The sequence below is a fragment of the Nocardia lijiangensis NBRC 108240 genome, from assembly GCF_001613045.1.
Lineage (GTDB): Bacteria > Actinomycetota > Actinomycetes > Mycobacteriales > Mycobacteriaceae > Nocardia > Nocardia lijiangensis.
Genome location: NZ_BDBP01000016.1, coordinates 89,402 through 113,650 on the forward strand (window position 1 = coordinate 89,402; position 24,249 = coordinate 113,650).

10 protein-coding genes are annotated in these 24,249 nt (G+C 65.5%); 1 reads left to right on the forward strand and 9 read right to left on the reverse strand.

What is annotated here, in order from left to right:
* Positions 1 to 232: 232 nt before the first annotated feature.
* The 4 genes from NL1_RS06555 to NL1_RS37355 form a co-directional block, all read right to left on the reverse strand.
* Positions 233 to 1,027 (reverse strand): hypothetical protein, encoded by a 795-nt coding sequence (locus tag NL1_RS06555; protein WP_156094693.1) that lies wholly within the window; start codon positions 1,025 to 1,027, stop codon positions 233 to 235.
* Positions 1,028 to 1,135: 108 nt separating this feature from the next.
* A complete protein-coding gene (locus NL1_RS06560) occupies positions 1,136 to 2,047 on the reverse strand; it encodes a WXG100-like domain-containing protein (protein ID WP_067835414.1) in 912 nt (303 codons plus the stop codon).
* Positions 2,048 to 2,059: 12 nt separating this feature from the next.
* Positions 2,060 to 2,407 carry a type VII secretion target gene (locus NL1_RS06565; protein ID WP_084510348.1) on the reverse strand — a complete coding sequence of 116 codons (348 nt, stop codon included), beginning with the start codon at positions 2,405 to 2,407 and terminating at the stop codon, positions 2,060 to 2,062.
* A gap of 311 nt (positions 2,408 to 2,718) precedes the next feature.
* A complete protein-coding gene (locus NL1_RS37355; protein ID WP_156094694.1) occupies positions 2,719 to 2,895 on the reverse strand; it encodes a hypothetical protein in 177 nt (58 codons plus the stop codon).
* A gap of 453 nt (positions 2,896 to 3,348) precedes the next feature.
* Here NL1_RS37355 and NL1_RS06570 point away from each other — a divergent pair, with 453 nt between their 5' ends.
* Entirely contained in the window at positions 3,349 to 3,684 is a 336-nt protein-coding gene (locus NL1_RS06570; protein WP_067835418.1) for a hypothetical protein, read from the forward strand.
* A 75-nt stretch (positions 3,685 to 3,759) separates the two neighbouring features.
* Here the strand turns inward: NL1_RS06570 and NL1_RS40140 are convergent, their stop codons facing one another.
* The 5 genes from NL1_RS40140 to NL1_RS38720 all read right to left on the reverse strand — a co-directional run bounded on the left by NL1_RS40140 (position 3,760) and on the right by NL1_RS38720 (position 24,244).
* On the reverse strand, positions 3,760 to 3,936 hold the full coding sequence (locus NL1_RS40140; RefSeq protein ID WP_373862527.1) for a zinc-binding dehydrogenase: 177 nt from the start codon (positions 3,934 to 3,936) through the stop codon (positions 3,760 to 3,762).
* Positions 3,937 to 4,064: 128 nt separating this feature from the next.
* Entirely contained in the window at positions 4,065 to 4,277 is a 213-nt protein-coding gene (locus NL1_RS38090; RefSeq protein ID WP_067835420.1) for a hypothetical protein, read from the reverse strand.
* A 185-nt stretch (positions 4,278 to 4,462) separates the two neighbouring features.
* The gene (locus NL1_RS06580) at positions 4,463 to 5,776 is read right to left on the reverse strand and encodes a cytochrome P450 (RefSeq protein ID WP_245673115.1); all 1,314 of its coding nucleotides are present in this window, start codon (positions 5,774 to 5,776) and stop codon (positions 4,463 to 4,465) included.
* A gap of 117 nt (positions 5,777 to 5,893) precedes the next feature.
* The gene (locus NL1_RS06585; protein WP_162272693.1) at positions 5,894 to 23,038 is read right to left on the reverse strand and encodes a non-ribosomal peptide synthetase; all 17,145 of its coding nucleotides are present in this window, start codon (positions 23,036 to 23,038) and stop codon (positions 5,894 to 5,896) included.
* Between the two features lie 651 nt (positions 23,039 to 23,689).
* A complete protein-coding gene (locus NL1_RS38720) occupies positions 23,690 to 24,244 on the reverse strand; it encodes a hypothetical protein (RefSeq protein WP_174553394.1) in 555 nt (184 codons plus the stop codon).
* Positions 24,245 to 24,249 lie beyond the last annotated feature (5 nt).

A 24,249-nucleotide genomic window follows, 5' to 3' on the forward strand; every position in this document is an offset into this window, starting at 1 on the left:
GGGTTCCCCGGCATTGCCAGGGCCTGCGCATACGCGACCTCCGGCCGCAAATACGAGCTCTTCACAGGCGCTGCAACGCCATGTGGAGGTCATCGCCCGCGCGGTTCACGGCAGAATCGGCCCGTCCAACCTCGGCTCCGCCCCGCGACGCCGAGGTCGGTTCCCTGGTCGAACACCATTGGGTACGTTTAGAATTCGCACCACTACCCGCGCCTGGGAGCTGGCAATGCCGTCAAGAACGCGGATTTCTGTCGACGGAGGCCGGCGGCTGTTCCGGTACGTATCCGCCGCGCCGGAAGCGATCCAACCCGTGTTCGGTCCCGAGTTCTGATCGAAGCCCCGGATTACGCACGTAGAACACGAACAGGTGGTAGACCCGGGTCGGGTCGGTCTCGAGGTCCTTGTGGCCGATGTCGATGGTTCCGTAGCCGGTGTCGGCATCTCCGGTGACCAGGGTGGTCACGTTGGTTCCGCTGCCGAATCTGAACCCTTCTCGGCGGCTGCGGGCGCCGACTGCCGAGATGTCCTGCCAGGCAACCCTGGTCGGGCCATCGCCGTAATCGATCGAGATGTGCTGTGCCGTGAGCACGATGCCGACGTTACCGAGGACCTTGCGAGGTTTGTATGTGCCGAGGCCGAGCAGGATGGCGAACAAAGCGGGCAGGGAAAGGAGGAAGAAGAACGCGGCTCCGGACGACCAGTCGTCGTTCAACGATGCGATGAGTTGCCACAGTCCGGCCCCGAGCAAGGCCACTCCGACCGCTATAGATACCAAGCTTCCGGTCGAGGAAGGGCGCGGCACCGGCAGCACGAGTGCGGGGCCGGCATCGGTGGCACGAATGTCGGCGGCCACCCGAGCGGTTCGGGGGAGTTCCGACCATCCCCACCCGGTGAAAGAGGCTGCCAGGGGGCCGATTAGCACGAGCCCGAGGATCCCGGCCCACACCGATTCTGGATCTGTCACAACTGTCCAGGCTCCGCCCAGAACGAGGGGCCACATGGACAAGGCAAGCGCGAACGGCAGCACCGTATAGCGGTACGCTCCGAACGCCTTTCGTTCCCAGTCCGCTGGTAGCGGCAAGCTGGATGTGCTCCGGTATCTACCCACGACATCTCCTCCTGCGATCTTGCACGCCTACGCGCTCGCGGATCTCACTCCAGCCTCGGTCGCACCCTGCACGATCTGAATGAGTTTCGGCACCATCCCGATGATCGTCGACGCTTCTTTCGCGAGCTGGAGCAGAATCTGGGAGATCTTCGTACCCGCACCCGCAATGCTCGTGCTGGCGCGGGCGACCGCCGCGAAAGATGCTGTCCCCCCGGTGCAGATAATGATCGCGGCAGCCTCGACCAGTACGCCGGCCAGCCAGTTCAGGAGTTCGGTCACGACACCGCGAACACCCTCGACCAGGTCACCGAGCGCGGCATTCACTTTGCTCAGCGAGGTGGCGAGGGAGGATTGAGCCTCGATGTCCGCCATGAACGCATCGGCCTTGGCTTTGTAGGCCGCACCTGCGGCACCGGCCCATGCACTGACATCTTTCTGGAGTTCGGTGTTCCATGTCGCGGCGGCTTCGGTCAGCGCACCCGAGATGTTCTCCCAGGACTTGGAATACGCCTTGACCATGTCCGGGCTACCGGTGACCCAGTCGAGCGCCTTGCGCAGCGGTTCGACATTCTCCAGCATCCAGCCCATCAGCAGGGCGCCCACGATATTGAACGGATCGAACTTCGCCAGGGGAACCCCTGCGGCCATACGGCTCCGGTACTCCAGTACGTCCGCCGCGGCGACCGCTACCCCAGAAGCCTTGAGGGCCGCGCTATACAGGTTCTTGACCGGGTCTTCCCCGTTCACCGCTTCTTTGACGAGCCCGGCAGCTTCCCAGGTATCTCCCAGCGGTGTGCCCTTCAGCAGGCCTGGTTCGGCACCGTCGCTGTTTATCCTGGGGAGCAGAGCCTTCTGGTCGAAGCCATAAGCCTCGTCGTCGTCGACTTTCCCGTCGATCAGTTGGTTGCCTTCGGGCGGCGCAGCGTCGTTGAACGGCATGGGTGCCCTCCCCTACTTGATCTGGTTCTGCTGACGCTCGATCTCGGCTTTCCGCCCGGCATCGAGACTTTCGAACGTATCCGCGCAGTACCGCAGCGTTTTCGGTAGCGCCTCGGTCGTTTCGACGATCTTCTGCAGGCTGTCGGTGATCCGATCGTGCAGCGAGCCCACCATCAGATCCGCGTACCACCCGACGAAAACCCCATAGCCGTCATCCAACTTGGCGACATAGTCAGCGGCCTGCTTGGCATTGCCGACGTTCTCGAGCGTCGATTCGACCGCGCTGGCATGCGCGCGTACCTTCTCCGGATCGACGACGACGTCATCGCTATTCCACATCTCTGTCCTCATCCCAGCCATGACTTCTTGCCGAAGTACTCGCCATCCCCATCCGGCTCGTCAGGCGTGACGATCTGATCCAGATCGCAGATTCCCCCACGGCACGGCTCGGATCGAAGCCGACCATCGACACCTCCCACCCGTCCGGTCCGATCGAACTCTGTCAACGAAACCCGCACCACGCAACTCACAGTGCGAACCTTCGGTTTCGTTCTCTGGATTAGACGCGCCGCCGACCCGTTCGGTTCCATCGCGTTTCAGCCACCGTGGAGCTGCGCGAGCGCCATCCCCGAGCCTTCTCGCGGACCGCCTTCTCGTGCACTACATCTGGCTCACATCTTGTTGCTCGTTCGCAGGTGAGGCCGCAGTCGTAGTCCCGCAGGCTCGGGGGTGAGGGTTTCGCGGACGTCGAGTCGGTAGTCCGGGTCGGGTTCCAGGTCGAACTGGTGCAGGATCGCAGCCAACGCGACAGTGATCTCGACCGGCGGCAGCACAGCCTCCCGGCCCACTCGAGTCCGCGCCCACACCCGCGAACCACCACCGAACGATACGCAACCTGCACCACGAGTTACCTCGAACGCTCGGGTAATGGCTCCCCATATCGCGCGTTCGGTTTGGTGACGCCCGCATGGAGCGGGCCGAGCGCCAGCTCGACGAACTGCTCGCCGAAACACACCAGGGCGCATTGGTGCCCGAGAGCTAGCGCACCCGTCGGACCTGAGCCCGACCAGCATGGCATGACGGGAGTCCCTGTCAACCCGGTCGCGATCTTCTGAACGTATCACCGGGTTCACCCGCACCTGCCCGGCCAGTGGTGGCCCAGGGCAGGTGTTCCTCGCCCACTGCAAGTGATCCGCGCATCAGTCATACTGTTGACAGCCGTTGTCTCCCAACATATTTGACAACGCTAAAGTGCGATCGATCAGTGTAGTCGGCCGGGCGGCGGCCGAGAGAGGGAAATCATGGGATTGCCAAATAAATTCGACAAGGCCGCCGGTGCGGGCATCGCGGCGCTGGCACTGTTCGCGCTGCTGCCCGGTACCGCACAGGCGGCCATCGGCCGGGCCTCCTACATCACCGTGGCGGGAGAGATCTTGTCGATCACACAGCCGGACAGCGGCGCCTGTATCCAATTGCAGGATGCCACAGTACGTTTCGAGAACGGCACCAGCGACCGGGCCTACCTGTTCGGCGATTCCGCGTGCGGTGCGGGAACCGAGATCGAGGGTGTCGACCTCATCTGGAAAGCTCCGGCCGGGGTGCAGGCCCTGTCCGTGCGCTTCGAGCCAACCGGGTAGCCCGCGACATCGACGCCGGAAAGACCTGAAAGCCGCCCTTCCGCAATGAATTGTGCGGCGACGGCGGCGTGGTCGCTAGGCGACCATGAGTACGATCTTGCCTTGGATATGCCCTCGTGTGGCGCGTTCGTGCGCCGCCCTGGTGTCCGCGAGCGGGAACGTGCTGTCGATCGCAACCCGAGACTGTGACACCCAGCTTCGCGGTCTTTTCGTCGTCGTAGTCGCCGAGGAACACCGGGCACAGGACACCACCGCGCTCGAGCGTGCGCAGGAACCGACTGCTGGCGTGGCCGCCGACGGCGTCGAGGACAAGGTCGACCTCGTGCACGAGCTCCTCGGGACAGCTCTTGATGTAGTCGATCAACTGGTCGGCGCCGAGTTCATGCAGGGACGATCGGAGGGTGGTCGCGTCGCCGGTAGTCGGCGCGGGCGTTGGCGCAGCGGTCGCGGATCGCGGTGGCGTGTGCAGAGGGGTTACCGGCGTCGGCGAGCGCGGCGCCCATCGCGTCGCTGTCACCGCTGTCCAGGAGGCCATCGAGCACCACCCACCGGTTGCTGACGTTGTGGTCGCTGACCGGCCAGATCCAGCCCATTGCGCTCCGGTCTGCCGCAGGGGCGGCGCCGACGGTCGCCGCATGCAGGGCGCCGATCGGATCGGAGGCCGATTTCGCGAGGATTCGGCGAGGGCCAGTCCACTGACGTCGCAGCACCCATCCCCGGTCGCATGGCCGCGGTGTTGCGTAGCCCATCCTGGCCAATAGGGCGCCCGACACAGAAGCTAGTCAGCAGTGAGTTTGGCGGGCATGGAGCGGTAGGCGTGCAGGTTGATCAGGCGACGCGGGATCGGCGGGCCGTCCAAGCGCAGATCCGGATATCGCTCGAAGAGGGTCCGCAGCGCGATGACGCCTTCCATTCGGGCCAGCCGGTATCCCAAGCAGCCGTGCACCCCGCCGCTGAACGCGAGATGATCCGCGGCGTTGATCCTGGTCACGTCGAATCGTTCGGGATCAGGGAAGACGCCGGGGTCGTAGTTTGCGCCCGCCAATGACAGTAAAACCAGAGAACCGCGCTTGATGTGCTGATCGGCGATGTCGACGTCACAGTTGGCGAGCCGGCCGGTCATCCGCACGGGGCAGTCATAGCGCAGGATTTCCTCGATCGCGTCCGGCCACAGCTCAGGCTTCGCCATCAGCAGTTTCAGCTGATCCGGATGGCTGGTCAGCAGGGCGATTCCATTGCCGAGCAGGTTCACCGTCGTCAGGAATCCGGCGTCCAGCAGCAGGGCGGCGTTGGCCGTCTGCTCGCGGCGGGTGAGCTCACGACTTGTCGCAAGCACAGTGAGCAGGTCATCGCCCGGTTCGGCGGTGAGCTTGTCGATGCGCTGGTCGAAATATTGCTTGACCTCGGCCAGTTCGTCGGTGGCGTGGCGATACGTGGTCCAGGTCAGGGCGCGGTCGACCAGCGGCGCACTGTTGAGACCCCACCTCAGCAGGGTCGAATGCATGTCCGCGGGAAGCCCGAGAATCTCGGCGATGATCGCGACGGGCACCTGTGCGGCGAAGTCCTCGATCAGGTCCGGTCGCGGCTTCGACTCCAGGCGTTCGAGTAGCCCATCGGTCACTTCGACGGCCCTTTGCTCCAATTCGGCGATCGCACCCGGGCTGAATGCCTGCCCGACCAGGCGCCGGTACCGGGTGTGTTCCGGCGGATCGGTCACCAGCATCGAGGGCGGTTCGCTGAGGTTGGGAAGTTCCTGATCCGTCTTGGTCAACACCCAGCGGACCGGCTTCGGAATGATCGGATGGTTGGGCGTGACCACGCCGAAGCGATTGTCTCGCAGGATGCGACGGCACAAATCGTAGTCCGTGGTGACGTACGTCCCCGACAATTTGGGCAGACGGCCCCGCTGTCGGATCTCCTCGATGAACGGCGACGTGCCGAGTAAGCGATCCTGGCCGAAGGCGATTTGTGCGAGGGGATCGCCGCGACGCGCCGACCACAGCAGGTAGGACCGCATTATGCCGTGTATGAGCAGCCACCGAATCCACGCGCGAGTCAGCATTACCGCCTTTCGGTCCGACATCGCGCTCATGATGGGTAATGATAGCCAGATCATATGATTTGCGCCTTGTTTGCACGGTTGGCCGGTTCTGTCGACGATGTTGCTGGGAGCCCCGCCTCGGGGCACTGCTCGACGATTCGGTTCCGGCTAGGTGGTGAGGGTCGATCGGAAGTGCTCTGTGAGGACCAGTCCAATTGCGCGGAGCGCGTCGGGTTCGGTCATCCGTTCGTGCCGAGTGGGAATGTCGTGTTCGGTGATATTGCCGGTGATGTGGTCGTTCCATGCGAGCGCCGGACAGGGGTCGTCGTCCGTGTGGTCGGCGGCGTTGAAGTAGATCAGGTCACCGTCGAAGAGTGCCGGCCGGTGGTTCCAGGCGAGGTCGACCAGTCGGGTGTAGTCCTCACGCAGGATCACGAGATGTTCGGGGGTCACGGCCGTGAGGAGCCCGCCTTGGCGATGCAGCAACTCGATTGCGGCCTCGATGGTGAGGTCGGCGGGGTCCTGAGGTACGGCGAGGCCGCCGAACTCGGCGAGCATGTCCCCGATGCTCGGTGTGGGAGCGCGCACGCTGCGGGCGGTGACGACGCGGGTGTCCATCATGGCCAGGGTGGCGACAGGGTCGCCTTCGCTGCGGAGTTGGACGGCGATCGCGTGGGCGATGGTGCCGCCGAGTGAGTAGCCGAGCAAGTGGTAGGGGCCGTGCGGTTGGACGGCCCGGATCTCCTGTACGTAGCGATCGACGAGCCGGTCGAGCGTTTCGTACCGTGCGGTGGGCTCGGTGAACGCCGGGGACTGCAGCCCTCGGACGGGGCGGTCGGGGTCGAGGTGCTGCACGAGTCCGCTGAAACCCCAGGCCAATCCGATGGCTGGATGGACGCAGAACAGTGGCGGGCCGGTTCCGGCGGCGCGCAGCGGGAGCATGACCGAGAGTGCTTCGCCGGGTTCTTGTTCGTCGATGATGTGCTGGCGGGTGTCGATGCGGTGGGCCAGTAACTGCGGCGTCGGGTCGGTGAAGATCCACTGAACCGGCACGTCGACACCGGTCGACTCCGCCAGCCGCGCCACCAGTTCGGTAGCGGCCAGCGAGTTGCCGCCGAGGGTGAAGAAGCCGTCGTCGACACCGGCTCGATCGATGTCGAGGGTTTGAGCGAAAGCGTCGCAGACGGTGGCCTCGAGTGGCGTGGACGGTGACCGGAAGCGGGAGGGGCGCTGGTCGGGTGGGGGCAGGGCTTTGTAGTCGAGTTTGCCGGTGGTGGTGCGGGGGATCCGGTCCAGCACCATGATCGAGGACGGGATCATGTGGGTGGGTAGTCGGTTTGCGAGGCGGGTGATCAGTGCGGTGGTGTCGGGTGTGGTGTGGGGGGTGGGTACGACGTAGCCGATGAGTTGGTTGGTTCCGTTGGGTTGGGCATGGACTGTGACGGCTGCGTGGGTGATATCCGGGCAGCTGCGCAGCGCGCTCTCGATCTCCCCGGGTTCGACGCGGTTGCCCTGGATCTCGAGTTGTCGGTCGCTGCGGCCCTGGTAGTGCAATGTTCGGTCGGCGGTCCACGCGACCAGGTCGCCGGTGCGATAGATGCGCGTCCCGGCCGGCCCGTACGGGTCGGGGATGAATCGGGCTGCTGTCGTCGCGGGTTGCTTGTGGTAGCCGCGGGCCAGGCCTGGTCCGGACAGATACAGTTCGCCGACTACCCCGGGTGGGACGGGGCACAGTCTGCGGTCGAGTACGACGGCGGTGAATCCGCGTATCGGGCTGCCGATCGCCATCGGGCTGTCTGTGCTCGTGGTCGAGGGAGTGTCCGCGCAGCTCGTGATCGTGGTTTCGGTAGCCCCGTAGCAGCTGATCACTGTGCGGCCCGGTGTCCATTGGTTCGCCAGGTCCGGTGGGCAGGTCTCGCCGCCGAGGACCAGGGTGCCGAGGGTGCCGACGAGTCCGTCGGGGTGCATTGATGCAAGCACCGTCGGGGTCATCGCGGCATGGGTGACGCGTTCGGTGTTGATCACCCCGGCCAGTTCGGGGCCGGCGGCCACCGGTGGTGGAGCGAGGATCAGGGTGGCTCCGGCGGCGGCGGCGCCGAGCCATTCGAGGATCGAGACGTCGAAGCTCACCGAGGCAGCCGCCAGCATTCGGGAGGTCGGGGTGAGGCGGAACCGTTCCCGCGTGTCGGCGGCCAGGTTCGCTATCCCGGTGTGGGTGACCACGACCCCTTTGGGGGTCCCGGTGGAGCCCGAGGTGTAGATCAGGTAAGCGGGGTGCTGCGGTCGTAGCGTGGTTGTTCGTTCGGGGTCGGTGACCGCGGCAGGGGACGCCGACGCTGTCGCCGAGGCGAAAGAGGGGTCGTCGAGGACGAGCCATCTGGTGGTGTCCGGTAGCTGGTTTCGGTGGGCCCCGAGGGTCAGCCCGACGGCGGCGCCGGAATCGGTCAGAATGCTGGTGATCCGGTCGTGCGGATGGGCGGGGTCGATTTGAACGAACGCGCCGCCGGTCTTGGCGACCGCCCATACGGCGAGCACAGCCTCGATGGAGCGCGGCAACGCCACGACCACGAACGATTCCGGCCCTATCCCGGCATTGATCAGTACCCGCGCCCACCGGTTCGAGGTTTCCTCGAGTTCGCGGTAGGACAGTCGTGTGCCGCTGCATACCACCGCTTCGGTGTCCAGCGTCATCGCGGCCGTCAACACCTGCGGCAACACCGACATCGCCTCGCCGGGAGGACCGTGAACGGGTACCAGCGCTGCTCGCTCGACCGGCGATAGCAGCTGTAGTCGGTTGAGGGGGAGTTCGATATGTGTGGCCAGGGTGTCGAGCACTCGCAGCACCCGGTCGGCGATGGCGTCGATCTGGTGCCGTGTGAACAGTTCGGGCAGGTATTTGAAAGTCAAGTGCAGCCGGGTGTCGTGCTGGACCATCAGGCCGAGCGGAAAGTGCGCCGCGTCACGGCCGTGCACGTCCAGGACGCGCATTCCGGCGATATCGGTGTCTTCGGACAGCCCGGCCGAGTCGATCGGGTAGGACTCGAACACGGTCGCGGTGTCGAATATCGCGGCGGGGCCGGCCACCTGTTGGATGCGGGCGAGTCCGAGGTGGTGATGGTCGAGCATCGCGCCTTGCTCGGTGTGTATTCGCCGTAGCAGCTGGGCGAGGTTTTCGCGGTGGTCGAGCCGGACCCGCACGGGCACCGTGTTGATGAACAGCCCGATCATCGATTCGATACCGGGGATCTTTGGCGACCGCCCGGAGACTGTGGTGCCGAAGACCACATCTTCGCGGGCGGTCGCGCTCGCGAGCACGATCGCCCAGGCGGCTTGGACGACGGTGTTGAGGGTGGTCTCTTGCTGGTGGGCCACGGCGACCAGGGCCGCGGTGCGGTGTTCGCTCAGCCGCACCTGGACCTCACGCGCGGCAGCGGACTGCTGGCGGCCGCGGGCTTCGGGCGCCAGCAGAGTCGGCTCGGTGACGCCCTCGAGTGTCCGCGCCCACGCGGTTTCCGCCGCGTCCTGATCCTGGGCCTCGAGCCACATCAGGTAGTCGCGGTAGGGACGCACCTGGGCCAGCGTCCCGGGGTCGCTCTCGGTCGCGTAGAGGGTCAGCAGTTCCCGGGTCAGCAGTGGCGTGGACCAACCGTCGATCAGGATGTGATGAATGGTCAATACCAACTGGTACCGCTGGGGGCCGGTGGCAACAAGTGTCAGTCGCAGCAGCGGCGCCGCGGTCATGTCGAAGTGGCGGTCGTTGTCCATGAGCCGATCGAGCGCGGCCGCGGTGTCGGAGCACTCGGCCAAGTCGATCCGGGTGAACGGCACCTCGACATGCCGATGTACCACCTGAACCGGATCGCTGGCGCCGTCGCGCACGAACGCGGTCCGCAGGTTCGGGTGCCGTGTGACGAGCGTCTGCACCGCACGGCGTAACCGGTCCGCGTCGACGCGCCCGCCGAGTTCGATACAGAGTTGCACGATGTAGCCGTCGCGGGCGTCGGCGGCGAGCTGGGCATGGAACAACAGCCCCGCCTGCAGCGGTGTGAGCGGCCAGATATCGTCCAGTGCCGGATGCTGGGCCTCGAGCCGGTTGATCGCGGCCTGGTCGAGGTCGACGAGGCCGATGTCGGAGGGCGTCAGGCCCCCGGCCCCAGGCCGGGACGCGTGAGCGGCGAGAGCCGTCACCGCGTCGCGCCACAGGTCCGCGAGGTCGGTGACCTCGGCGGAAGTGAGCAGGCCGGCCGGATAGTCCCAGGTCGCGGTCAGAGCCGGCCCGTCCGGGGTGTCCACGGTGATCGCGTTGACGGCCAGCAGAGCTGCTATGGCCGCGTCGGGATTCTGCACACCGCCGCGGTTGGAGTCGCCTTCGGCGGGCATCCACTCGCTGTCGCGCAACGCTTCCGGAATGGTGTCGAACCGGCCCAGATAGTTGAAGCTCACCTGCGGGTCGGGCAGGGCACCCAGAATGCGGGCGGTATCGGCGTTGAGGTAGCGCAGCAGCCCATAGCCGATCCCGCGGTCGGGAACCTGGCGGAGTTGTTCCTTGATCGATTTGATGACGGCTCCGGCGGCAGCCCCAGCGGCGAACGCGTCGTCGATGTCGATGTCGGCCAGGTCGAGCCGCACCGGGTAGGTGGTGGTGAACCATCCGACGGTGCGGGTGAGATCGGCACCCGGGAGCACCGTGTCGTGGCGACCGTGGCTTTCGAGGGTGAGCAGTGTCTCGGTGACCGTGTTGCCGTGGCGCCGCTGCCATCGAGTCAACGCCAGCGCGAGCCCGGCGACGAGGGCATCGTCCACGTTGCCGTGGAACGCCCCGGGCAGTGTGGTGAGTACGGCGCGGGTCACCGCGGTAGGTAACCGCACCTCGACAGTGGCGAGGGTGCCCTGCACGTCCACGACCGGGTCGAGAGGGCGGGCCCCGATCGCCGGATCAGCAGCGCTGAGCGTGGACCGCCACCAGTCGAGTTCATCGAGGTTCCCCGCGGCGGTGTCCAGGCCGTGCGCCCAGCGTCGCATCGACGTACCGACCGGCGCGAGCCGCGGCGGTTGCCCGGCACTCACCTGGGCCCATGCCGCAGCGAGGTCGGGCACGAGGATCCGCCACGACACGCCGTCGGTGACCAGATGGTGCACGACGACGAGCAGCCGCCCCGGCTGTCCGGGCGAGTCGAACCACACCATCTGGAGCATGACTCCCGCCCCGGGGTCGAGGCGCTCGGCGGCCGCATTCGCCTCCGCGTCGACAATCGCGGCGAACGCGCTGCTGTCCGGTGCCGCATCCACCGACGCGTGCCGGATCAGCCCGGCAGCGGATACCCCGGCCGGGGGTACCTGCAATGCCCAACCCGATGGATACTCGGGGTCGGGGTGCAATCGGGCCCGCAGCATGTCGTGGTGATCGATCACCGCTTGCACGGTGGCGCTGATTCCGGCGATGTCGATGCCGGTCGGCAGAGTGAGCATCACCCACTGGCAGAAGCAGTCGAATCCGCCGCGCTCGAACAACCAGCACATGATCGGCGTCGCCGGCATCGGACCCACACCCCCGCCGGGCAATTCCGACGGAAGGGCGGTCGCCGCGGCGCTGTCGCGCACGGCGATCCGGGCCAGCCCGGCGACCGTTTTACACTCGAACACATCACGCACGGAGAACACCAGACCCGCCGCCCTGGCGTAGGTCACCAACTGGATCGACACAATACTGTCACCGCCGAGAGCGAAGAACGAATCATCGAGGCCGACCGTATCGACACCCAGTACCTCGGCGAACAGTCCCGCCAGCGTCGACTCCACGTCGGTGACCGGTGCCCGGAATCCGGCTCGGCTCCTGTGGAATTCGGGCTCGGGCAGTGCGGCACGGTCGAGTTTGCCGTTCTTCGTCATCGGCAGCTCGTCCAGCATCACCACGGTCGCAGGCACCATATGCGGGGCCAACCGCTGCGCCGCGAATGCGAGGACGGCAGCCGGGTCCAGGTCGGCGCCGGACTCGGGCACCACGTACCCGATCAACCGCTCGCCGGTGCCCGGGCCTCGGTCCACGGTCGCTACCGCGCGGGCCACACCCGGGCAGGCGACCAGAGCCGATTCGACCTCGCCGAGCTCGATGCGGAAACCACGAATCTCGACCTGGAAATCCGAGCGGCCCATATAGTCCAGGACCAGGTCCCCTTCCGGTTGCCGCCGCCAGCGCACCAGGTCCCCGGTCCGATACATGCGTTGTCCCGGGGCTGCGAACGGATCGGCGACGAACCGCGACGCTGTCAGATCCATCCGGTTGTGGTAACCGCGAGCCAGACCCGGACCCGCGAGATACAACTCACCCACAACCCCGACCGGTACCGGCCGCAAGCACGCGTCGAGCACAACGTCACCGACGCCGCGGATCGGCCCGCCGATCGTCACCGGCGCCGACGGGTCCAGCGCCGCACTGATATTCGTCATGATGGTGGTCTCGGTCGGGCCATATCCGTTGTGGAACGCTCGGCCCGGCGCCCACCGGACGACCAGTCCCGGCGGGCAGGCTTCGCCGCCGGCGACGAGCACCCGCAGGCCATCCAGGCCCGTCGGGTCGACCGACCCCAGCGCCGACGGGGTGATGAAGGCGTGCGACACCCGCTGCTCGATCATCAAGCGCCGCAGCTCTTCTCCGCCGTATATAGTTGTCGGCGCGATCACCAGTGTCGCCGTGGCCTCGATCGCCATCAACTGTTCGAGCACGGCCGCGTCGAAGCTCGGTGAGGCGAGGTGCAGGATCCGCGCCGACGGCCCCACCGCGTACCGGTCACGTTGCTCGGCAGCGAAGTTCGCCAGTCCGGTGTGGGTGATGATCACGCCTTTGGGCCGCCCGGTGGATCCGGAGGTGTACATGACGTACACCGGGTGGGCCACATGCAGCGGTACTTTTCGTTCAGCCGGCGTGATGGCCGCCGCGGAGGTGGTGGCGAGATCGGCTCGAAGCTCGGGGGCGTCGAGTATCAGCCAGTCGATCATGCCGGACAGCTCTGCCGCTACCGTCGATACCGTGATACCGATCCGGGTGCCGGAATCGGTCAGCATGAACGCGATCCGGTCGGCAGGGTACGTGGGGTCGATCGGCACGAACGCTGCCCCCGACTTGGCCAGCGCCCATACCGCCAGTACCGACTCGATCGACCGCGTCAGCCCCACCGCAACGTTTGTTTCCGGTCCCGCACCCCGACCGATCAGGAGTCGTGCCAGCCGATTCGACTCGGCATCCAGCTCACCGTAGGTCCACCGGCGATCCCCGCACACCACCGCGACCGCCCCTGGATTCCTTTGCACCGCCGCGGTCAACAACTCCGGCAGGACTCGCCCTGGTACGGCCGGATCACCCGACACCGCCGTCAACTCCCGGTATTCCGCCGTGGAGAGCAGGTTCAGCCGGGCCAGCGGCAGATCAGGGTCGGCGGTAACGACGCGGATCACTCGCAGGACCCGCTGCAGGGTTGCATCCATCGTGTCGTGGTCGAAGAGTTCGGGCAGGTACATGATTTTGAGGCGCAGTCGCGTGTCGATATGGGCAACCACTCCCAGCGGATAGTGCACGGCGTCGATCCCGGTCACGTCGATCAGCCGCATCCCGGCGATATCGGTGTCCGCGGTCAGCCCGCCACGATCCACCGGGTAGGACTCGAACACCGTCATCGTGTCGAACACCGCACCCTGCCCGGCCACCCGTTGGATGTCGGTCAGACCCACGAGCTGGTGATCGAGCAGCGTGACCTGCTCCGCCTGGATTCGGTCGAGCAGTTGCCCCAGGCTCTCGGTGGTGTCGAGCCGGACGCGCACCGGCAGCGTGCCGATGAACAGCCCGATCATCGATTCGACGCCCGCGAGCTGCGGAGACCGCCCAGAGACCGTGTTACCGAACGTCACATCCGCGCGGGAGGTCAACCCGCCCAACACGATCGCCCACGCCATCTGGAGCACGGTGTTGAGGGTGACTCCACGGGACCGCGCGAGGCCGGTCAGCGCCGTGGTCTGCGCCTCGGTCAGTTCGCCTGCCACCTCACGTGATTCGGAATATCGACGGCCGGGATCGACCGGAGCCACCAGGGTCGGCTCGTCGGCGCCGTCGAACGCGCGGGCCCAGGCATCCAGCGACGCAGCCGGGTCCTGTCCGGCGATCCACGCCAGGAAGTCCCGGTAGGGGCGAACACGAGGCAGCATCGAGGTGTCGCCGTCGGTGGCGTAGAGCACCAGCAACTCCTTCAGCAGCAGCGGCGTCGACCAGCCGTCGAGCAGCAGATGATGGTTGGTCAGCACCAGCCGGTAGTGCTCCGGCCCCATGGTGACCAGCATCCACCGCAGCAGCGGGGCGCGAGCCGGGTCGAGCCGGGTCGCGCGGTCCGCTGCCATCAGTCGATCCCACTCGCGATTGCGTGCGCCGTCGTCCAGCTCGGACAGGTCGAGCTCCGCCAACGGAGTCCCGACGTGTTCGAGGACCACCTGCACCGGCTCGGCGCCGATGTCCGCGTCGAAGGCGGTGCGCAAATTCGCATGCCGGTCGAGAAGCATCTGCGCGACTCGGTGCAGCCGCTGCGGATCGACGTACCCGCGCAGCTCGAGGACCAGCTGCATCACGTAGGCGTCCACAGCCTCCTCGGACACCAGCGCATGGAACAACAACCCCTTCTGCAACGGAGTCAACGGCCAGATGTCGCTCAACGCCGGATACCTGTCCTCGAGTCGCTCGATCTCGGACTGCCCGAGTCGGACCAGATCCAGATCCGAGGGCGTCCGGCCTCCGGATCCGGAACGATGGGTATGTGCCGCCAACGCGGTCAATACCCGACACCACGACTCCGCCACCTCACGCACCTGGACCTCGGTGAGGACCCCGGCGGGATACGACCAGATCGCCCGCAACCGTGGTCGGTCACCGTCGTCGAGGGTGAGGGCATTGATGTCGAGTACCGCGGACACCGGCATATTCGGATCCCGCGCACCGGCGAGCTCGCCACCGCCGAGGTCACCACCACCGTCCACCGGCATCCATCCGACCGCCGCCATCCCGTCGGGAATCCCCGGCGCACGGCCGAGGTAGTTGAACCCGATCTTCGGCACCGGCAGACTCCCGAGAATCGGTGCGGTGTCCTCATTGAGATAGCGCAACAAGCCGTAGCCGATCCCGTGGTCCGGAACAACCAGAAGTTGCTCCTTGACAGACTTGACCGCCGCACCCAAAGCCGGCCCACCCACACATGCGTCGTCGAGATCGATGCCCGAAAGGTCCAGGTGCACAGGAAAACTCGTGGTGAACCAGCCCACCGTCCGGGTGAGATCCGCGCCCGGTAAGGCACCATCCTCACGGCCGTGCCCTTCGAGACCGATCACCACGTCTGCGAGCGAACCACCGGATGCCTCCGTCTCGAACCCACGCCGCCACCTCGTCACGGCCACTGCCAGTGCGGCCAGCAGCCCGTCAGCGACACTGCCGTGGAACGCCGCGGGCACATCGGTCAACAGCGCCTCGGTCACCTCGGGGGACACTTCGACCTCGACGGTGCGGGTGGTGGCAGCCACGTCGGTCACGGGGTCCAGGGGCCGGGACCCGATCACCGGGTCGTCACCGACAGTCATCGCCTGCCACAATTCGAGCTCGGCGACCCGCTCCCGGCGTTGGGCTGCCTCGACCAGCCCGTGCGCCCACCTGCGCATCGACGTCCCGACCGGGGCCAGATCGGGTGGCTCGCCGGACTCGATCCGCATCCAGGCGAACGCGAGGTCCGGTACCAGCACGCGCCAGGAAACCCCATCGATCACCGAATGGTGCACCAGCATCAGTACCCTGCCCGGCTCTGCCGTATCAACCGGGTCGAACCAGACCACCTGCATCACGATCCCCGCACCCGGATCGAGCCGGTCCGCTGCGGTATCCAACTCCGCCGCCACCAACGCACGGAACTCGACGCTTCCCGGCCTCCCCTTCAGCGCCACACGCTGGATGACGTCGTCGGCCCGAATCGTTGCGACCGGCAGCACCTCCCACGTCCAGCTCCCGTCCTCGCCCGGGCGCAACCGCGCGCGCAGCATGTCGTGCCGATCGAGTACCGCCTGCACCGTGTCAGTCAGTCCTTGTCGGTCGATCCCCGCGGGCAGATCCAGAACCATTGCCTGCGACAAGCGGCCGAACCCCGGCTTCGCCCGCTCGAGCAGCCATCGCATGATCGGCGTCAGCGATATCGGCCCCACACCCGCGCCGGGCAGTTCCGTCGGAGGAGCGATCGCCGCAGCGCCGTCACGGGCGCCGACCTGGGCCAGCCCGGCGACCGTCTTACGCTCGAACACATCGCGGGGGGAGAACAAGACACCCGCCGCCCTGGCCCGTGTCACCAATTGGATCGACATGATGCTGTCTCCGCCGAGGGCGAAGAACGAGTCGTCGAGACCGATCGTGTCGATGCCCAGTACATCGGTGAACACTCGAGCGATCGTGTGTTCCATCGCTGTCTCAGGCGCTCGGAACGCCTTGTTGTCGGTGAATACCGGATCTGGCAGCGCCTTGCGGTCCAGTTTGTTCGTCGGTGTCAACGGAACGCGGTCCAGCACCATGATCGAGGACGGGACCATGTAGGACGGTAACCGGGCGGTCAGATGTTCGGTCAGCGTGGCGGTATCGATCGAGTGATCGGGCGCGGCAACGACATACGAAACCAGCGACTCGGCCCCAGAGTCGTTGCGGTGGCCGATGGTGGTGGCGAACCCGACGGTCTCGTGGGCAGCGAGTGTCGCATCGATCTCGCCGAGTTCTATGCGTAGGCCCCGAATTTTCACCTGGAAGTCGGTGCGGCCGAGATGCTGGATCGCTCGGTCGGCCGTCCACCGGACCCTGTCCCCGGTGCGGTACATCCGTCGACCGGGTCGCCAAGGACAGGCTACGAAACGCTCGGCCGTCAGGCCCGCCCGGCGATGGTATCCGCGGGCCAACAGCGGACCGGCAATATACAACTCACCCGCCACACCGACCGGCACGGGCTGCAGCCGCTGATCCAGCACCCATTCCGAGACACCGCGAATCGGGCCACCGATCGTCACCAGCTCACCCGCCGCCAACGGAGCGCTGTGGTTCGTCACGATCGTGGCCTCGGTCGGACCGTAGACATTGCAGAACTCACGACCGTCGCTCGCCCAGCGGCGCACCAGCTCCGGCGAGCAAGCATCACCGGCGGAAAGGACGAGCCGCAGATTGTCGAGTCCGTCCGGATCCACCGAACTCAGGGCCGCCGGTGTGATCACCGCGTGGGTCACCCGCTCACGGCGCAGCAACTCGGCCAGCTCCGCCCCGCCGTAGGTGCCGGGCGCGGCGATCACCATCGTGGCGCCGGGACCCGCTGCGAGCAGCAACTCCGAGACCGACGCATCGAAGCTCGGTGACGCGAAATGCAGGGTCCGCGAGTCCGCGGTCATCGCATAGCGTTCCCGCTGTTCGGCATCGAGCGCGGCCAACCCGCCGTGCGTCACGGTCACACCCTTCGGCACCCCCGTGGAACCCGAGGTGTAGATCAGGTAGGCCGGGTGCTGCGGCCGTAGCACGGTTGTGCGTTCGGGATCGGAGATCGGCTGGGCACTCCAGGCCTCGTCGATGTCGTCGGGTGTCAGCCAGTCGATGTCATCGGGTAGTTGTGAGCGCACCGACGCCATGGTCAGGCCGATGGCTGCCTTCGAATCGGTCATCATGTAGGTGATGCGTTCGGTGGGGTAGGTCGGGTCGATCGGCAGGTAAGCAGCTCCCGATTTGGTGACCGCCCATACCGCGAGGACCGAATCCACAGAGCGCGGCATACCGATCGCGACGATGTCTTCCGGGCCGATACCTCGTTGGATGAGCAGGCGCGCCAATCGGTTCGAACGCTCGTCCAGCTCTCGGTAGCTCAGCTGCTGCCCGTCGAACACGATCGCCGTGGCGTCGGGATCCTGCGCGGCCGCCGTGCTCAGCAGGTCGGCCAGGGGGGTGGGCGCCATGGTCGGCGCACCGGTACGTGTCAGCAGATCAGCTCGTTCGGCGGGCTCGAGTATCTCGATCGTCCCGACCGGAACCATGGGATCGGCGGCAACCGACTCCAGTACCCGGATCCACCGATGCACAAGAGAATCTATGGTCGTCGCGTCGAACAAATCCGTGGCATAGGTGACAGCTACCGCGATATCGCCGCTGTCATGGTTGTCCGACAGCACGAACTGCAGGTCGAAGCGAGACACCTCGGTAGGCAGATCGACCACCGACACCGCGAGACCGGGCAGCTCGAGCTTCACCTGTTCCAGATTCTGGAATGCCAGAAGCACCTGGAACAATGGGTGCCGGGCCTGAGAACGCTGCGGAGCAAGGTGGTCCACCAACTGCTCGAACGGAACAGCGGCATGCCCGAAGGCGTCCAGGTCGACCTGCCTGATCCGGTCGAGCAGATCGGTGAACGGTTCATCGAGATCGATGAAGGTCCGCAACACCAGGGTGTTGACGAACATGCCGATCACGTCGTCGAGCGCGGCTGCACCACGCCCGGCGATCGGCGTGCCGATCGGAATGTCGCTGCTATCACTCAACCGGGCGAGCAGGACCGCCAGCGTGCCGTGGATCACCATGAAGAACGACGAGCTATGTTGCTGTGCAAACTCTTTCAATTCTCCGACCATCCCGGCGCGCAACGAAAAACTCGCAGTGGCACCCCGATTCGACATCACCACCGGCCGCGGCCTGTCGATCGGCAGACGAAGCTCCTCGGGAACTCCGTCCAGAGTTTCGGCCCAGTATCGAATCTGCTGGGCGCACAACGATTCCGGGTCGTCGGGCGAGCCGAGGCCGGCTAGTTGCCATAGTGCGTAGTCCGCATACTGGACAGGCAGTGGTGTCCACGACGGGGCTTCACCACGAATCCGTGCGGTGTACGCAGTTGTCACGTCGCGGGCCAGGGGTGTCATCGAGAAGCCGTCCGCGGCGATGTGATGCACCACGACAGCCAGTATGTATTCAGGTTCTTTGCTGCCGAGCGCACGGAACAATCGGGCACGCACCGGCACCTGAGTGCTCACGTCGAAGCCCTCGATGACGAATTCGGTTACTGTTGCAATCAACTGGCTCGGCAGAACCGCTACCGGAGTCAGTTCGTGGTCGACATCGTCGGCCGATTCGATCAGCTGGATCAGTACTCCATCATGGTCCGGGTACCGCGTTCGCAAAGACTCGTGTCTGCGCAGCACGTCGACCATGGCCGATCGCAGGGCATCGACGTCCAACTCGCCGCGCAGCCGAATGGCGATCGGCATGTTGTATGCCCCGGAGCCGGGTTCGTACTGATTGAGGAACCACATCCGTTGTTGCGCCGGTGCCAACGGCACGAGCGCAGGACGTGGCCCAGCGATCAGTGGCGGGCCGCGCCCCGCGCCGGCATTCCGCTCTACACGAGCTGCGAGTGCCGCTACCGTGGACGCCTCGAACAACAGTCGCACGGGAATCTCGGTATCGAGCGCGGCCCCGAGCCGCGCGGCAATCCGCGTCGCTACCAAGCTGTCTCCGCCGAGGGCGAAGAAAGAATCGTCCACACCGACCCTGTCGACACCCAAAATATCTGCGAAACACCGGGCGACGATCCGCTCGGTCGACGTCCCAGGCGCCCGAAAAGGCCTGTCACCAGCGAACACCGGCTTCGGCAGCGCCTGACGATCCACCTTCCCCGCCGGCGTCAACGGAAAACGATCCAGCACCATGATCGACGCCGGAACCATATACGACGGCAACCGATCACCCAGATACTCGGCCAACACCGCCGTATCGATCGAACACCCCGGCGCCGCAACGACATACGAAACCAACAACTGCGCCCCCGCATGACCACGACAACCGACAGTCGTCGCATATCCCACAGCATCATGAGCCATCAGCGCCGAATCGATCTCCCCCGGCTCGATACGCAGACCTCGAATCTTCACCTGAAAATCCGAACGACCCACATACTCGACCGCCCCCTCGTCCGTCCACCGAGCCACGTCCCCGGTCCGGTACATCCGCTCACCCGGCGCCCAAGGACAAGCGACGAAGCGCTCCGCCGTCGTACCCGCCCGAGCGCGATACCCACGAGCCAGCAAACCACCCGCAACATATAGTTCACCCGCGACACCGACCGGCACAGGCTCCAACCGCGAATCCAAAATCCACTCCGACACACCACGAATCGGACCACCGATCGTCACCGCACCACCCACGATCAGCGGGGTGCTTTGGTTCGTCATGATCGTGGTCTCGGTCGGACCGTAAGCATTGAAGACCTCACGACCATCGCCGGCCCAGCGCTGTACCAGCTCCGGCGGGCACACCTCACCGGCCACGACGGCGACTCGCAGAGCATCGAGCCCGGCCGGATCCACCGACATCAACACGGTCGGCATAACCACCGCGTGCGTCACTCGCTCGCGGCGCAGCAGATCAGCCAACTCGGCGCCTCCGTAGGTGCTGGGCGGGGCGATCACCATCGTCGCCCCGGCGCCTACCGCAAGCAGCAACTCCCAGACCGAGGCGTCGTAACTCGGCGATGCGAAATGCAGGGTCCGCGAAACCTCAGTTGTCCCATAGCATTCCCGCTGTTCGCAACTGAGCGCGGCCAACCCCGCATGCGTCACTGTCACCCCCTTCGGTACACCGGTGGAGCCCGAGGTGTAGATCAGGTATGCCGGATGCTCCGGGCGAAGTACGGTTGTCCGTTCCCTGTCGGAGATCGGCTGAGCACCCGAGGTTTCGTCGAGGTTGTCCGCAATCAGCCAATCGATATCATCTGGCAACTGCGCACGCACAGCTGCCACGGTCACGCCCACAACCGCCCCGGAATCGGCCACCATGTGAGCGATCCGCTCCCTCGGATAGCCCGGATCGACCGGCACGAAAGCCGCCCCCGACTTCGCAACGGCCCAGACCGCCACCACTGAATCCGCACAACGCGAAATACCCACCGCGACCACGTCCTCGGGGCCCGCACCACGCCGAACGAGTAACCGGGCCAACCGATTCGAACGCTCGTCCAACTCCCGATAACTCAACCGCCGCCTATCGAACACGACCGCCGAACCATCAGGGTTCCGCCCCACCGCCGCAGCCAACAGCTCCGGCAACGTCATCACCGGCGCGGCGGCGTTACCCGAATGCGACAACAGGTCGGCTCGCTCGGCAGGCTCGAGCATCTCGACAGCGCCGACCGGAATCGTCGGGTCGGTGGCTACCGATCGGAGTATCCGCATCCATCGCTGCGTGAGGGAGTTGACCGTTGCCTCATCGAACAAGTCGGTGGCGTACGCGATCGTGGCGGTCGAGCCACCGCCGTCGTGGTCCTGCGAGAGTATGAATTGTAGGTCGCAGCAGGATATTTCGCTGGAGAGTCCGGGCGCCGGCAGTTCGAGGTCGAGTGGTCCCGGTTCGACCGGTTCCAGGTTCCGGAAGGCCAGCATCACTTGATACATGGCGTGTCGCGACCGGGATGACGGGTCCACCGCTTGTTCCAACGGAACATCGGCATGATCGAACGCATCCAGATCAACCCGCCGAACCCGACCGAGCAAATCGACGAACGACTCGCCCGGATCAATCTCCGTCCGCAACACCAACGTATTGCCGATCCTGTCATCGAGCGCCTCCACACCACGCCCCGCAACCGGCGTACCAACCGCAATATCAGCGCTGCCACTCATCCGGGCGAGCAACACCGCCAACGCACCATGAACCACCATGAACAACGAAGAATCATGCTGCCCGGCAAAATCTTCCAACGCCCGAACCAGTCCGGCGCCGAACGAATGGACGACGGTGGCGCCCCGATTCGACATCACCACCGGCCGCGGCCTGTCCACCGGCAAGCAAAGTTCCTCGGGAAGATGCGCAAGCGCAGCCCGCCAGAACGCCAGGTTCTCGCGGCGACGGCGGATCCCGGCGCTGTCGGCGGCGCTGCCGGGGTCGACCTGTCCGAGCTCGGTGTCCGATGTGGCGGCAGTGAACTCGTCGAGGAACTCCACGAATCCGGTGCGGTGCGCCGACAGTTCGAGGTCGGTGTAGAGGTTGGGATTGGCCATGAACTGGAGGATCGTCCGCGGCGGATCCCCGGTCTGATACACATCGACCAGCAAATCCTCGACCGGGCCGGAGCTGAGGATGTGGAATTCCCCGGTCACCGACCCGAACTGGAACTGCTGGGCGAAAAGCATGACGTTCACCACCGGGCCCGCGAAGCGGCGCTGTGTGGCACGGGTCCCGGTGGCGGCGCGGATGTCGGCGAGGCCGCACCTCTGGTGCCGCAACACACCCACCAGATCGGACTGCACCCGCAAGGCCAGCGTCGCGACGGTGTCCCCTGGATCGAGGACGATCGGAAGCGGTGCGATATTGACGAACACCCCCGCGGACCGCCGCAGCACGGCTGTCGTGCGGCCCGACACAGGAATGTTGACCAGGACCTCGTCCCGGCCGGTTTTCCTGGCCAGGTAACAGCCGAATGCGGCAATTACCACCGCAGCCGGGCTCGCGCCCAACGCTTTCGCCGAACGATCGATCCGCCCTACCGTCTCCGGCGACAGTTCGGTGATCGCGACAACACTGTCCGCGCACGCGGGGGCGTGCCGGGCAGCCAGGCCGAGTTCCTCGCCGACGCCGGCGAGTCTGTTCACCCAATAGGTCTGGTCGTCGGTGAACCGCTTCGACTCCCGGTAGCTGCGGTCGGCCTCGTATAGGGCGCGTATACCAGCCGCCCGGTTGGGCTCTGCCGTGCTGCCCTGCACCGCCGCCGTATACAGCGCCGCAATCCGATTCACGATCATCATCGCGCCGTAGCCGTCCATTGCGACGTGGTGGCTCCGGCAATACAGCAGATAATGCCGATCCCCGACCCGCACGATCGCCGTGGCGACCAACCAGTCCCGGGTCATATCCAACGGCGCGGTGTACTCCCGGCGCATCCACTCCAAGCCTGCCGCGACGGGATCCGGTGCGCTACGCACATCGATCACCGGTCCCGCCACCTGCAGCGACGGGTCGTAAAACTGAGACGGCTGCCCCTCGGTCTCTACCAGTCGTAGATACCCCGACTGGAACTCGTGGCCGGCTCGAATTGCCGTCTTACGTAGCAGATCTACGTCGAGGTCGCCCTGGAACTCGACGTACTGCGCCTCGGATATCGGCACATCCGGACTCAATTTCTGCGCCAGCCACAACCCCTGCTGCCCGGCAGACAGCGGTATCGACTGCACGGCCGACGCGTCCGGCTCGGTATTTCCGTTCGATCCGAGGTCGAGCTGCGGTCGCGGAGCAGTCATCATTCCTTCTCACCCCGACCTCGGCAATCATAACTCGAACGACTTCGGGTACACGGCCGGACGCTGAAACAGTTTCCATATCCATGGCCGAACAGCAGAAACTTGGTGACTTTCGGCCTTAGATTGGACAGCGGAATATTCTTTCCGTTTCGGCATTTGTGCACTTCGTCGGCCGCCGGAGTGAATGTTATCAATTCTCGACCATTCGTTCATGCCTGGCCGGCGTCCTGGCGTCATAGTCGTATGTCCAGGCCAGAGCCTTGGAATCGCAGGCGGAAGAGTGGCCGCGGGCACCCCCACCGTCCGTTCCGCATGGCGTTCGCGCTCTCGCCGAAATTCTCCCCGCGTTGGCCGCCGGTGGTGAATACACACCCGAATTCGCATGTAGCAGTACCACATTCGGCGATGATGGCCCGACTCCTTCGGATCGTGAATCCCACGGTCCCGGCCGCTGGAATCGGGAGTCGGCCCACGGCTCCGACAGACAGGTCGGATGGTCCATTCCGTCCGATTTTATGCAATGGCTATACTTTTGCCATAAGAATGTCGTGGAAAAGTAACGGCGACGCGATGCCTACGAGTGCCGCAACAGACCGCGACCACCGAGATCTTCAGCGTTGACCAGCCCGGACTACACTTCCGCTCCGGTCGTCAGCGCTGGAACCTATGTTCCAGGAAGCGCTGGACCTGGTCACGGTGGATGGCGGACCAGGCTTGCACCCGGACTACCCACCATGGGGCCACGTCGCGGGGTTTGGCGGTAACAGCGTGCGCGATGAGGTCGGAGGCCTCGTCGACGGTCAGACCGGGGATACGGCGGAAGTCGGTGGGGGCGCTCATTCTGGTGTGGACCCAGTGGTAGGTAGACCGAGGTGGTGGTGACATCGTCGCCGGCGATCTCGGCGGCGATGCTGTGCAGCCAGACGTCGAAGGCCGGGCGCCAACGGAATCCATCAACGGCGATGTCGCAATCACGAACTCCGATTTGAAATCCGTTCCGCTGGCAAGAATTGCCGCCGCAATCGGCTCTGGCACGCCCGACAGGCGCACAAGGCCGACCGCCCGATCAATGCCTTCGTCGCCGCCTGCGTCGAGCCCGAACTCACCGAACAGCCACGACCCGAAACCGTCCGATGGTGGCTCGCTCAGGCCAGAGAAAGAGAAGTCCTCAAACCTGGCGAACTCGCCAGAAAATCGAAAATACAACGCAC